The 13480-nt window shown below is 39.7% G+C and carries 11 protein-coding genes; 5 read left to right on the forward strand and 6 right to left on the reverse strand.

The genetic code is table 11. The features are described 5' to 3' along the window. Both ESY88_RS21905 and ESY88_RS13780 read left to right on the forward strand, forming a co-directional pair. On the forward strand, nucleotides 1-115 hold a 115-nt coding region (locus ESY88_RS21905), incomplete at its 5' end, for a T9SS type B sorting domain-containing protein (protein ID WP_147087337.1). Between the two features lie 5 nt (nucleotides 116-120). Then, entirely contained in the window at nucleotides 121-1128 is a 1008-nt protein-coding gene (locus ESY88_RS13780; protein WP_147087338.1) for a PorP/SprF family type IX secretion system membrane protein, read from the forward strand. Nucleotides 1129-1312: 184 nt separating this feature from the next. On the opposite strand, the gene ESY88_RS13785 is transcribed toward ESY88_RS13780, so the two are convergent. Continuing rightward, a complete protein-coding gene (locus tag ESY88_RS13785; RefSeq protein WP_147087339.1) occupies nucleotides 1313-2467 on the reverse strand; it encodes a vWA domain-containing protein in 1155 nt (384 codons plus the stop codon). Nucleotides 2468-2513: 46 nt separating this feature from the next. Then, a complete protein-coding gene (locus tag ESY88_RS13790; protein ID WP_147087340.1) occupies nucleotides 2514-3527 on the reverse strand; it encodes an SIMPL domain-containing protein in 1014 nt (337 codons plus the stop codon). A 438-nt stretch (nucleotides 3528-3965) separates the two neighbouring features. Between ESY88_RS13790 and ESY88_RS13795 the strand changes: the two genes are divergently transcribed. The 3 genes from ESY88_RS13795 to ESY88_RS13805 all read left to right on the forward strand — a co-directional run bounded on the left by ESY88_RS13795 (nucleotide 3966) and on the right by ESY88_RS13805 (nucleotide 7753). After that, nucleotides 3966-6122, forward strand: a complete 2157-nt coding sequence (locus tag ESY88_RS13795) for a histidine kinase (RefSeq protein WP_147087341.1) — start codon at nucleotides 3966-3968, stop codon at nucleotides 6120-6122. Between the two features lie 243 nt (nucleotides 6123-6365). Next, entirely contained in the window at nucleotides 6366-7100 is a 735-nt protein-coding gene (locus tag ESY88_RS13800) for a LytR/AlgR family response regulator transcription factor (RefSeq protein WP_147087342.1), read from the forward strand. A 140-nt stretch (nucleotides 7101-7240) separates the two neighbouring features. Continuing rightward, nucleotides 7241-7753 carry a gamma carbonic anhydrase family protein gene (locus tag ESY88_RS13805; RefSeq protein ID WP_147087343.1) on the forward strand — a complete coding sequence of 171 codons (513 nt, stop codon included), beginning with the start codon at nucleotides 7241-7243 and terminating at the stop codon, nucleotides 7751-7753. A gap of 373 nt (nucleotides 7754-8126) precedes the next feature. Here the strand turns inward: ESY88_RS13805 and murI are convergent, their stop codons facing one another. The 4 genes from murI to ESY88_RS13825 form a co-directional block, all read right to left on the reverse strand. Further along, nucleotides 8127-8909: a glutamate racemase gene (gene murI / locus ESY88_RS13810; protein ID WP_147087344.1), complete on the reverse strand. Its 783-nt coding sequence runs from the start codon at nucleotides 8907-8909 to the stop codon at nucleotides 8127-8129. A 268-nt stretch (nucleotides 8910-9177) separates the two neighbouring features. Continuing rightward, nucleotides 9178-9687, reverse strand: coding sequence for an OmpH family outer membrane protein (locus ESY88_RS13815; RefSeq protein WP_147087345.1), 510 nt, complete (start codon nucleotides 9685-9687; stop codon nucleotides 9178-9180). Between the two features lie 33 nt (nucleotides 9688-9720). Next, the gene (locus ESY88_RS13820; RefSeq protein ID WP_147087346.1) at nucleotides 9721-10761 is read right to left on the reverse strand and encodes an OmpH family outer membrane protein; all 1041 of its coding nucleotides are present in this window, start codon (nucleotides 10759-10761) and stop codon (nucleotides 9721-9723) included. Between the two features lie 166 nt (nucleotides 10762-10927). Beyond that, the gene (locus ESY88_RS13825) at nucleotides 10928-13474 is read right to left on the reverse strand and encodes a BamA/OMP85 family outer membrane protein (protein ID WP_394343963.1); all 2547 of its coding nucleotides are present in this window, start codon (nucleotides 13472-13474) and stop codon (nucleotides 10928-10930) included. Nucleotides 13475-13480: the final 6 nt, after the last annotated feature.

Genomic DNA, 13480 nt, shown 5'->3' on the forward strand with positions numbered 1-13480 from the left:
CACCTACAACGGCGGCCAGGTGCCCACCAGCGACTACTGGTTCGTGGTCGAGTACCAGGAACAGCAAGCACAGACAACAAGAGAGTTTAAAGCCCATTTCACACTGAAACGATAACAGACATGAATTTAAAAAAGTATTGTTTAATAGCAATTGCAGCACTATTTACACAAATTGGGACAGCCCAAGAAGGCTTGCCAATCTACTCAGATTATTTAACCGATAATTATTATTTGATCCACCCATCTATGGCGGGTGTGGCTAATTGTGCAAAGGTAAGACTTACGGCAAGAGCCCAATGGTTCGGTCAAGATGAAGCTCCTAATTTACAGACCTTGAGCGTTAATAGTCGTATCGGGGATTCACCCTCGGCGGTTGGAGCCATTGTCTATAATGATAAAAATGGATACCACTCACAAACAGGCGCGTATTTTACCTATGCGCACCATTTGATGTTTTCTCGAAATGAGATTGATCTAAATATGCTTTCCTTTGGTTTAAGCGCTGGTTTTATTCAATATAAACTCGATGAAACTGATTTTTTGGCCGATGGTTTTGATCCTATCATTGCGGGTATTGAGCAAAGCGCAACCAATTTTAATGTGGATGTTGGGTTTTCTTATCATTTTATAGATTTTTATGCCCATGCCACAGTGAAGAATCTTCTTGATAACGACGGGATAAATTTTAATGAACAAGGATTGAGTTATAATAACCTTAGAACTTATTTAGTTTCTCTAGGCAATACTTTTAGTAAATATGGCAGCCCATTTAGTTTTGAACCTTCAGTCATGTTTATGTATAGGGATGCTACTCAAGAGGCTTCATTTGATGTTAATCTAAAAGCCTACCGTGAAATGGATTTTGGAAAAGTATGGGGTGGTTTATCTTACAGAAGAAGTTTGGATGGTGCACAATTTCAAGATGGATCTGGTGTGAGCAGTCAAAAGCTTCAGTATTTTACGCCATTTGTGGGTGTTGACTACAACAATTTTGTGTTTGCTTATACCTATTCGTACCAAGCAAATTCAGTAGTATTTAATAACGGTGGTTTCCATCAAATCACACTTGGGTTCAACTTTAACTGTAGAAGAGAGAAATTTGAATGTAACTGTCCGGCAGTGAACTAAAGGTATACAATTTAGTGCAAAGTATTAAGCATGAAGTTTGGCCTAAACTAGCATTACAGAAAAAAGTCTCGATGTTTCCGTCGAGACTTTTCTATTTAAATGCTGTCGCGTAATTTTGATGGTGGAATTTAGTTTCCATTTAATATTGGAAACGCCTGCCTTCGGCTAAATAATTGATAGCCTATTACCAAGTATAGTTTTTAGCTTTGGCTTGGGTTTTAATGGCTTTGATCATGACATTTTCCAAATTGTCGTCAGTGGTATTTTCTTGTTCGGAAAGATACGAACGTCTTTTTTCATTCAAATTCTGAATGTCTTCATTGATGCTGTTGCGTTCTTGTTTCTTTTGAGCAATATAGGCTTCAATCTCTTGCGCGCTTTTTCCTATGAGTGCTTTTGGTAATGCTGAAGTGTCTAAGTCTTCAATCTTGAAATCTTTTTTGTTCGAAGCATCTACTAAGTCCCAATTTGAATTTTTATACAAATGTGAACTTTTACTTACAGTTCTGCTAACGGCATTTTCCTTACTGTACCCATTGGCATTGGAGTCTTGTTCTGCTTGAAGTGCCATTTTTTTATGCCCATAACTGCCATAAGCCACATAAGTGGTATTGAGTTTCTGGTTAAGTTCTAAAATCTGGTCATCGTATGGCGTGGATACGTACGTGGTGGTTCGGTTTTGGTTGATGGCCATATAATTACCGTTGGATAAGAGCGCACCTTCCTGCCATGATGTGGCTATGCCTTGGTCATAATCGCCACAGAAAATGGTATTGACACTCACATGGTTCCTTTTGGCTTGTTCGGCAGCATCCCTATAGCTTATTTTGCCTTGGGTAAAGGGTTCGTTGCCTGCAATGAATATGAGTTTGAGATCTGCTTCATTTGTGCCCCATGACAATTGATTCAGCGAGGTCTCAATGACTTGTCCGCAAAATTCGTTGCCGCCATTTGTGTTGAGAGAAAATAAGTGTTTCGATATCTCGTCAAGATCAGTGCTAAATGCTATGATTTGTCTTATGTGGCCTTCCGCGGCAGCTAAGTTATCGTTGCCATATTCATAAAGGGCGATTTGCAAATTGGGTTTATCCTTACCGCATTTGGCATAGGAAAGTTCGCTAACAATATCCCAAAGTTGGGATTTTGCCTGGTCAATGAGTCCGTCCATGCTATTGCTAGTATCGAGTAAGAGCGCCACCTTTATGGACTGTTTGTAGGGCGCACTTGAAGGAGTTTCTGCTAAGGCTAATAGATTGTCTTGTTTTTTCCCGTTGGCGTTACAGCATAAAAAGTACAGCAAGCTAAATAGTACAATCCCTGTTTTAAAGCGTGTTTTCATTTTTTCTGGATTTTTTATTGGAAGGATTTAGCATTCCAATGGGTTATTATTCGGTTTGTAAAGCTTTGATGTCTATCGGGCCATTAGGAGAGACGATATAATACTTGTGTTTGATTTCGGTGTTCACAGCTGGCTGGGGCTTGGCGGCTTTTGCTGTGTATTGCAATTTAATGTTCATGCCTATTTGTACAACAGGCTCTAAAACGGAAGGCTTGATGACCAGGTCAAAGGTTTCATTAGATAAAGGTTGATAATAATAGGAGCTTTGCTTCTTGGCAGTAGTCACGCCTTTTTTTCGTTTTATGGCATCGAAGGAAATGCTATTGTAAGCCTGATAACTTTGGTAGAAATCCTTCGGAAAATAACAATAGCGATCGTCTGCAATGGCTACATCATAGTTGTTCAAGTCGAAGCCTAAGGTATTGTAGTAGGCTTTTTTCTGTGTAATCAATTCCAAAAGTTGCACTTCAAGATTTTTATAAACTTCAGCGATGTTGTCTATATAATAATCCACTTTGACGAGATTATAGATTTCATTTGCTGCACAAGCGCTTAGAATGCTTTCAAACTGACTGGTTTTCGTGAACCGAATGTGAAGGTTCTCTTGCAGTTCAAATCCTTTAGGAACTTCGGTATAGGTTTTACTGAATAGTTTTTTCTCTATTTCAAGCTCATAATTGGGCACAAATGAAATCACATCGATTACAAGATCATTTTTAGAAATACCGACGGCCTGTAATTTTTTTCTGACCTGCTCAATACGTTGATTGCTCAATACCGTAGTGCTATCTGCAGTAGGCACTATTTGACTGATATTGAAAATGGCGGTATAGGTAGTGGCAGCCTCATTTTGTAAGGCCTTCACATCGATGTAAATAGTGGTGCTGGGGTTCAAAACCTTTTGAAGCTGTTGTTGAATTACAGGATTGTAGATTGTGGCGTTGCCCGAATGCAAAATATTCTGTCGGGATAAAAGATCGTAATTACCTTTATGCTGGGCATTACTAAAAACGCTGGTCGAGGCTAAGATCGAAAAGAAGAAGATTTTGTGAAAGCACATGCTTGATAGATTTAAGGTTAATGCATAGCCGCTTTGCGTCCTAATAGATATTCTAAACTTAAAAACGCAAAAATTTTTGTTTCTCCCATCAGCTACGGCTGAAGCAAAAATTTTAGAATTATTCTAAATTTTGAGAATATGACCACCCTTTAGTCCCGATAGCTATCGGGAGGGGTAAAGACATATTCGGCTATGGGATATTAAAATTAACTTTTAGTACTGTTTGCGGATATAGGATTAAAGTTATTCTGAAGTAAAACTAGAGACAAACTTTCTCGAAAAAAAGCAGCAATGAGTAAAGCTTGGGTTTCAATGAGTGAGGATTGCATAAAATTGAGTAAAGCTGGCTATGTTGCTTGACAAACCGCATTACAAGACCCATCGGGATTTTATTTACTCAATTAAAGTGTGTAAGTTTATTCCGTTGAAAAAAACACGATGAAAAGCATCTCAAAATACTTGTTCGTACTGCTCTTTTTGTTTGCCTTTGGAAACCTAGATGCACAACAGGGAAACACTCGCAAGGAAGCCCCAGAATACTCCATAACAGGTTCGGTTAGGGAAAGGTACACCTATAAACCCATCCCGAAAGTGAACATTGAGATCAACGGTGGCGCTTACACGCGTACTAATTTTGATGGCTCTTTTTTGATTCGCGCCAAGAAAGGTGATGAGTTGGTTATTAGGCATAAGGATTTTGAAACGGTCTATTACACCATTGAAAGTGATGATCGCATTATCTTAGAAGTAGAGCCTGCAGCAGAGACAGAGTTGAAGGCTAAAGACTATAAAAGGGACATCAAGAGTTTTAATGCCTTGATGGACTCTGTTGCCAAATACAAAAAGGGGGATGTTGAAAAAAGCATTGCCTATGTTGGTGAGGCCTTATCGCAAAGTAGTTCGCAGCAACAAAACGCAGAGGCCTACCTGTTACTTGCTGAAGTTTATATGTACTGGAAACAGTACGATCTTGCGGTATCCAACTATAGGGTAAGCTTGCAAAATACCGAAACCAACCAAGCAAAATTAGGTTTGGGTAAAGCCTATGAACTCAATAAAAACTACCAAGAAAGTTTAGAGACCTACAGCGCGATTGATAAAAAAAATCTAAGCAATTACCAGAGCATCATACTTTATGAAGGCTTAGGAGACACCTACGCCAATATCAAGAATTATGAAGCTGCCATATCCAACTATAAAAACGGACTCGAGATTGCGAAAAACGCATTGATCTCGCCTAAGGAAGTCGATCTAAACTCCAAGCTTGCCCAAGTTTACAATGCCAGTGGCAAGGCAGGCAAAGCAGAGGAGTTTTTTGGAAACGCCATGGATTTGGCTTCGAAACAAACCAAAAAGCGTGCTTTGGAGGAAAAAGAAACGGTGGCCGATTTTAGAAACAACAATCGTAATTATTCTCAAGAAATCGAGTTGAGAAAGGAAATTGTGAAGGATGTTGCTGAGGCGGAACGGGACTCGGTCATTGATAATGCCAGTGCGCTAACCTCACAGAAGCAAAATTACAAGATTGGGAACGCCTATTTTTTACAACAGAATTATGCCGAAGCCATACCTTATTTGGAAAAGAGCATCAAAGAAGCAGATGCCAAGGCCGACTTAGTGGTCAAGAAAGACGCCACCCGAAAATTATCTGATTTATACGTGAGTGCTGGCGATTTTGAGAAAGCGAAGGCTGCCTTTGAGGATTACAAATTGGTGGTGGATGAATTGTATCTCAAACGTGAGCAGGAGCTTTCTCAGGCCGATCGATTTAGGCGAAATATAAGGGAACAGCAAAACCGAATCACGAGTCTGGAAAGTGACCGCAAACTCACTTCAAGTTTGGCGAATGAGCGCAGTAAGAATCAGCAATTGATCATTTACTCTTTGATTGCTGCGACGATTTTGCTTTGTGTAACCGCGTTTTTTATGTATAAGTACATCAAGCAGCAACGTCTGGCAAATAATCTGTTGGCATTGAAATCGCTGCGCAGTCAAATGAATCCGCATTTTATTTTCAATGCGCTCAACTCAGTCAATAGTTTTATTGCGATAAATGATGAGCGCACAGCGAACAAATATTTATCTGATTTTTCCCAATTAATGCGAGCGGTGCTGGAAAATAGCGAAGAAGATTTTATCCCACTCCAAAAGGAAATAGAGTTATTGCAACTCTATACCAAATTGGAGCATTTTAGGTTCAAGGATAAGTTTGATTATGAGATTAAAATTGATGATGATGTGGACGTGGCGGCGTATCAAATTCCACCCATGTTATTGCAACCTTACATCGAGAATGCCGTGTGGCACGGATTGCGCTACAAGACCGAAAAAGGAAAACTACAAATTCTCATTGAAAACAAGACAGTAGACGAAATTACCATTAGTGTGTTGGATGATGGCATTGGCAGAGCGCGCTCGAAAGCCTTAAAAACCGAGAATCAACAAAAACAGAACTCCAAAGGCATGGGCAACATTAAAAAACGGGTGGCTATTTTAAACGATATGTATAAGGATAAAGTGGATGTCGCGATAACCGATTATCATGAGGAAGAGGATGCAGGAACGAAGGTTGTAGTGACATTGAGGAAGGATTGAGCTTTGAATAGTATTAAGTGTCAAGTACGATGTATTAAGTAAATAAAACACAGAGAACAGAGAACAGAGAACAGAGAACAGATAACAGATAACAGATAACAGATAACAGAGAACAGATAACAGAGAACAGAGAACAGAGAACAGAGAACAGCGAATAGACAAGAGCGTGAAACATCACATTTGAAGACTCTATTTTTTGGAGAGGTTTTACCAGCCTTTGAAACAAGCATAAATATTAGGATTATGAAATTAAGAGCTATTATTGTAGAAGACGAAGAGACCAGCCGGGATATTCTCAAGAATTACTTAGGTAAATATTGCCCAAATGTGGACATCTTAGGAGAAGCAGCCAATGTAAAGGAGGCCTTGGCACTCATAAGAAACGAAGCCTTGGATTTGGTGTTTCTTGACGTGGAGATGCCTTATGGCAATGCCTTTGACTTGTTGGACCAAGTGGGCGATGTTGATTTTGAAACGATTTTTGTCACTGCCTATAACCAATATGCCATGGAGGCGCTCAATGCCCATGCCTCATATTATTTGATGAAGCCTATTTCTATTGACGATCTCATCAAGGCCGTAGATTATGTAACCGAAATCAAAGCCAAGGAAGAGGCCCTGCAGGACACGATTTTGGTGCCAAAGACCAATACTGTTCAAGGTAGGATTACCATCCCGCAACAAGATGGTTTCGAGGTCATCGAAACTGCTCATATTCTCTATTGCAAAGCCGATGATAATTATACCGAAATCCATCTCAACAATCACAAAAAAAAGGTGGTAAGCAAGACGTTAAAGTATTTTGAGGACATTCTAAAAGAAAGTGGCTTTGCGCGCGTGCACAAGAGTTACCTTGTAAATGTGAATGAGATTACCAAATACGTAAAAGGAAAAGGCGGAAGCGTGATCCTAAGCTCTGGGCAAGAAATATTAGTCTCGGCTTCTAAGAAATCGGATTTGTTATCTTACTTTAGGTAATTCAAGGTTCAAGGTTCAAGGTTCAAGATTCAAGGTTCAAGGTTCCGGGTTTGGATCATCTAAAATTATAATTTCGATACGTCGCAGCAAAACATGTAGATTATAAAATTCAAAATTCGTCAATCGTAAATTCTTCAACTATGCCTATCATCAAATCCATTAAAGACAAATCTCCACAAATCCCCAGCGATTGTTTTATTGCAGAAAATGCCACCATCATTGGCGATGTTACCTTGGGGAACCAATGCAGCGTTTGGTTCAATGCAGTGATTCGGGGGGATGTGCATTTCATCAAAATAGGCAATAAAGTCAATGTTCAAGACGGTGCGGTTATTCATGCGACCTATCAAAAATCGCCTACCACCATTGGTGACAACGTATCTATTGGGCATAATGCAATTGTTCACGGGTGTACAATCCATGATAATGTGTTGATTGGGATGGGCAGTATCGTGATGGATGATTGCATCGTGGAAAGTAACAGCATCATTGCGGCGGGTGCGGTGGTTACAAAGAATACGGTGGTAGCGTCTGGAAGCATTTATGCGGGTGTCCCAGCCAAAAAGGTCAAGGATATTTCTGCGGAATTAATCTCAGGTGAAATCAACCGCATCGCCGATAATTATGTGGAATATAGCAGTTGGCTCAAATAATTCAGCTTCCGCGGAAGACTTCCGAAGTATCTAAATGTGTTTTTGCTGTAGTGTTTTTCAGTAATTAATAAGGCATAGCATTTAGTTCTTTTTTGCTGGCCGTTTTTTATAGGGTCTCATGAAATCAAAGCCTTCCGAAGCTTAGTTTCTGGAAATAGGTTTAAATCCCTCCAGAGCGTTTTAGTCCCCAAGGCATCCTCGAAATACAAAGAACATCTTTCAATTCATACCTTGTGGGCTTGCCCCGAGCTTATTGATTCACTTCAGTGCATTTTTATGCGTAGCGCTTAACTGTGAATGCCAAGTGTCTTCACACTGCCTACTGATCTAATAAGGTCATCTTTTAGGCTTGCCTTTCGCTTTGATAAACTCACTAAAAATCCAGAACCTCTACAATGGCGTGATTGTTATCTAAGATATGACGTAAAACCTCCGTATTTGTATTGGTGTAAAAATGGTTTTTTGCAGTGACGCTAGTAGTATTGAAAAGACCGTATTGTTCTAAAACAGACTTGGTTTGTTTCGCAACCGCCCGGCCAGAATCGATAATGGTCACTTCTTTTGGCAAAAGATTGGATAGCATGGGAATCAAATAGGGATAATGCGTACATCCCAAGACCAGATAATCAATATTGGCGGCAACCATAGGTTTGAGATAGCGTTCTAACAAAGCTTTCATTTCTATAGTGTCTGTTTTGCCAGCTTCAATAAGTGGCACAATACCGTCGCCCACTTGCTCAATGACGGCAATGTCCCGTTTGTACAAATCTGTTGTTTTATGAAACAGCGCGCTAGACAGGGTTCCTTTGGTGGCTAGAATGCCAATTGCCTTGGTTTTGGTGTTGAGGGCAGCAGGTTTTATGGCGGGTTCAATCCCAATAATAGGGACGCCATAGTTCAATCGTAAATAATCGATGGCATTGGTGGTAGCGGTATTACAAGCCACAACAATAAGTTTACAATTGCGATGTAACAGCAGCTCTGTGTTTTTGATGCTGAGTTGTAAGATCTCATCCTGGCTTTTATTGCCGTAAGGTGCATTTTTGCTATCGGCGAGATAAATGGTATTCTCATGTGGTAAAAGTTCATGGATCTCTTTGAAGATCGACGTCCCTCCAATACCAGAATCAAATATGCCAATAGGTTGTGTGCTCATATCTTAAAAATAGGATGGTTGGTTGCCCAATAAAAATTCAAAACCACTTCGCTTGACTGAACTCAGTATTCGTTGTTTACTAGGGTAAATCCCTAGAACTAAGGGTAAAGGTCTAATGCTAACTCCTAGGTTTCAAGAGGGTTTATGAAACTAAAAATAGTTTCAATCGCAAACTAACGAATAGTGATTAGTTTTTCAGGTCATACTGGGCAAAAATAAAAAAGCCACTCGTTAAAAGTGGCTTTTTTAAATATATTTTAGTCTGTAATTAGAATCCTAATTCTTTTTTGACATCTGCCATAAGGTCTTTGCCATCGGCTACCAAGACACCACCACCTTGGGTAGAGTCTAATACATATTGAATACCTTGAGCATTGGCTACTTTTTCAATCGCAGCTTTTGCTTTTTCAAAGATAGGCTTGTAGAGCGCAGCTTCTTTACTACCAAGGTCTTCTTGTGCTTGACCTTGAAATTGACGAATGCCTTGTTCCATTTGTTGAACTTCTTTAGATCTAGAAGTGTTTTCCTCTTCTGTTTTAGTATCAACTTCTGCTTGATACTGCTTGACCTTGTTTTGAATCTCAGTGGCCATTTCCTTGATTTGTGCCTCGTAAGTTTTTGTCAATCTTTCGATTTCGGCTTGTGCAGTTTTCATTTCTGGCATGGCCTGCACTAATTCTGTTGTGTTTATATGTGCAATTTTACTTTGTGCTGTTGCAATGCTAGTTGTTCCAACAAATAATAGAGCTGTAAATAATAAGGTTTTGAAATGTTTCATTTTTAAATTTGTTACGTGTTATGATTATTGTTTTTAGTTAACCTGTTCGTCGGGCTCCTCTTCGTTTCTAGCGGCTTCCCGTTCTTCTTTAGCTTTTTTTCTAGCTTCTAAGATTTTCTTTTTTCGCTCTTCCAACGCTTTTTTACGTTCTTCGCGATCTGTTAATTTCTCTTGCCTTTTTTCTTCTGCAAGTTGTTCTGGCGTTTTTGAAGTGGTTGCTTCTGTTGCGCCTGTGGCCTTAGTACTGTCTTCAACCACGGTGTTTCTTTCTACATCTGGACTTGCACTTTCCCCGCTTACACTGTCTCGTGCTGCTTTGGCCGCTGCCCGCTCATCCAAAATGCTTTGGCGTCTTGCTGCTGCTGCATCTTTGAGTGAATCACGACGTTTAAGACGTTCGGCATTGCGCTCATCCATGGCAGCCTCACGAGCCGTTTGTCTTTCCTCCAAGACTTTTTCCCGCTCATCCATCGCTTCATTTATTTCTGGCACCACCTCTTCACGCTCGGCTTCCCTGCGCTCAGACCTTGAGGTCGCTTGGGTACGTTTGGCAGATCTTGTGATACTTCTAATGATCATTTCACTAATGTCATAACGCTCTGCTGAATAAAGCATGACCACATCTGCTGATTTGTCAAAGATAAAATCATATTTTTTATTTTCAGCAATTTCCTGTACCGCCGCAAAAATTTGATCTTGAATGGGCTGAATAAGCTGTTGCTTTTGGATCATTAAATCGCCATTGGGCCCGAAACGTTTCTGCTGGTAGTCCAATATTTCAGCCTCCTCAAAGCCTATATCCTCTAAGCGCTCTTCATATAATTGCTGGGTCAACAAAACGCGTTCGCCGTTCAATTGCTTCTTTTTAGATTCAATTGTATTTAGGCGTTGCTCAATATCGGTTTTCCATTGTTGTACCTTTTGATCCAATTGTGTGTTGGCTTCGGTATATTCTGGTACATTTTCCAAGATATATTCGGTATCAATATAGCCAATTCGCACCCCTCTTTGCGCATTTGAAACAAAGCAGCTTAAACTTATTAAGGTCAATAAAAAAAGAACGTTGCGTTTCATCTGTTTTGTTTTATGGTTCGTTGAAATGATCTCAAAATTAAAATGACAGATTTAACATACGATTCCGTCATTGGGTTTCATTTTTCAAATTAACGAAATTTAATCTGAAAAATTTTAACACACCAAATAAATCGTTGTAAAGTACTTAGAAAATATCGTGCCAAAGTTAAAATTGCTGTCCAATGATGAAGTGTGTTTCCCAACCATTTTTCTGAACACCACCTGGTAAGGGATCAAACCCATGTCCAAAATCAATACCTAGCAAGCCGAAGGCAGGCATAAATATTCTCAATCCAAATCCTGCGGAACGTTTTAACCTAAATGGGTCAAAATCCCTAAAACTATCAAAGGAGTTACCTGCTTCCAGAAACGTAAGACCATATATTTTTGCCGATGCTCCCAAGGTAATTGGATAGCGCAGCTCTAAAGAAAATTTGTTGTAAATGGTACCACCATCCTGCGAAGATAATGCTTGATTAGGATAACCTCTCAATTGGATAATCTCACGACCATCTAAAGCAAAATTGCCTAAGCCATCGCCACCAATAAAGAAGCGCTCAAATGGGATGATGCCACGATCTTGGTTATAAGCACCTAAGAAGCCAAATTCCATGCCCGATTTCAATACTAATTTATCTACTGGATTGGTGTACCAATCGCCTTTGAATTTGACTTTATAAAATTCCAACCACTTGTAACGCTCTTGGTCAATTTCTCCAATCCTTGCCAGTTCATCTGGATTTTGTGGGTTCAACTCATCGCGTTCTTCCTTTAAGGCCCCATAATCTGTTGAATTGAATAAAGAATAAGGAATGGATAATTTTGCACTTACAGAAAAATTTGAACCTTGTGTAGGGTAAATAGGATCAGTTGCCGTATTGTTTCTCGTAAGACCTACGGTGTAAGAAAGGTTATTGGAGTAGCCATTCCCGAAGGTAAACAAACCTGTATTATAATTTTTTAGGTCGTAATGTTGAAAACTCACGGCTTGAGACAATTGAAAATAATCATCTGGCTCTTTTAATCGTTTTGCAATACCAATCGATACCCCTGTGATGTTGAAACGTCGGTCTTTGTCGGCATCACGAGTTATTGGGTTAAATAAAAACTGTTTGGTGTGTGAAATGGAAGTCGTTAATTGGGTTGGTCGCTTACCACCTAACCAAGGTTCAGAAAATGAGAAGCTATAGGTTTGGAAAAATCTTGAGGCTTGCAAACGCAGCGCCAAACTTTGACCATCACCAGTGGGAATTGGTTTATAGGCTTCTTTCTTGAAAATATCTTTGAGTGCAAAGTTGTTGAATGATAATCCTAATGTACCAATGAACCCTCCACCACCGTAGCCACCTTGCAATTCAATTTGGCTTGAGCCTTTTTCCACTACTTGGTATTCAATATCGACCAAACCATCTTGGGTGTTGAAGTTTTTCATGTTTGGTGTGATTAATTGCGCATCAAAGAAGCCTAGTTGACCTAATTCCCTAATGGTTCTAATCACGTTGCTTTTACGATAGAGTTGGCCTGGTTTTGTACGCAGTTCACGATAAATCACATGGTCGTTTGTTTTTTCGTTACCAGAGACTGAAACTGCGTTGAAATACGCTGGTTTACCTTCAACAATTCTAATTTCAAGATCAATGACGTTGCCTTCTGCACTTACCTCCACTGGATTGATAGAGGAGAAGAGGTAGCCCGAATCTTGATAAAGGTTAGTCAAATCTGCCGCATCTGGTTTGGTGTCGTCTGCAATGCGCTTGCGAAGTTCTACGCCATTATAGGTAGAGCCTCCCCTAATTCTCAATACGGATTGCAATTGCTGGTCTGTGTAAACACTGTTCCCCACGAAGGTGATTTTACCAAATTCATACTGTTCGCCTTCTTCAAGCTTTACGTGGACGTCAATGGTTTCGTTGTCTAAATAAGCAATGGAGTCTGATAATATACGTGCATCACGATAGCCGTTCTCTTTGTAGACATCTATGAGGTTTACGAGATCTTCTTTAAAATCGGCCCTGATAAATTTAGAGCGTTTTAAAAAATTGAAGAAGTTTTTTTCCTTGGTGTTTTTCATGGCCTTCTTTAATTTCTTGTCGGAAAGCTTTTCATTGCCATCAATGGCGATGTTCTGAATTTTTACCTTTTCACCTTTATCGATGTAGACTAACATGTCTACCCTTGCTTTTTGAATGGAGTCGTCGGTTACTTCTCTAGTGTCTACCCTAACCTTGGTATTTAAAAAACCGTCTTTTTTATATTTGTTGGTCAAATAATTACGGGTGGTGGTTATCAGGTTTTCGGTCACCTTGATGCCTTTTGAAAGACTATTGTCTTTGATGATGGCTTCTTTTTTACCTTTTTTGACCCCTTCAATTTTGAGGTCTCGGAGTTCGGGTAGGTCAAAAAGGTTTATTTCCAAGAAGGCTTTGTCGCCTTCCACTTTTGTCAAATACACATCAATGCTGCTGAATAGGTTGGAGTCCCAAAGTTTTTTTATGGCGTTACTGATGTCTTCTCCAGGGATGACAATCTCTTCGCCTTTTTTAAGCCTAGAAAAAGAAATGATGGTGGTCTCGCTAAAATTGGTGTTACCAGTAACTTTAACGTCCTCAAGGATATATTTCTTGCCTTTATTGAAATTGGATTGTTGTGCGGTTGCTGCAAAGGCAATAAGGAGGGCAGTTACAGTTAGTAATGACTTAAAGTATGTTTTCAAAAGTAA

Origin of the sequence: Subsaximicrobium wynnwilliamsii, from assembly GCF_007997225.1 — a bacterium.
GTDB lineage: Bacteria > Bacteroidota > Bacteroidia > Flavobacteriales > Flavobacteriaceae > Psychroserpens > Psychroserpens wynnwilliamsii.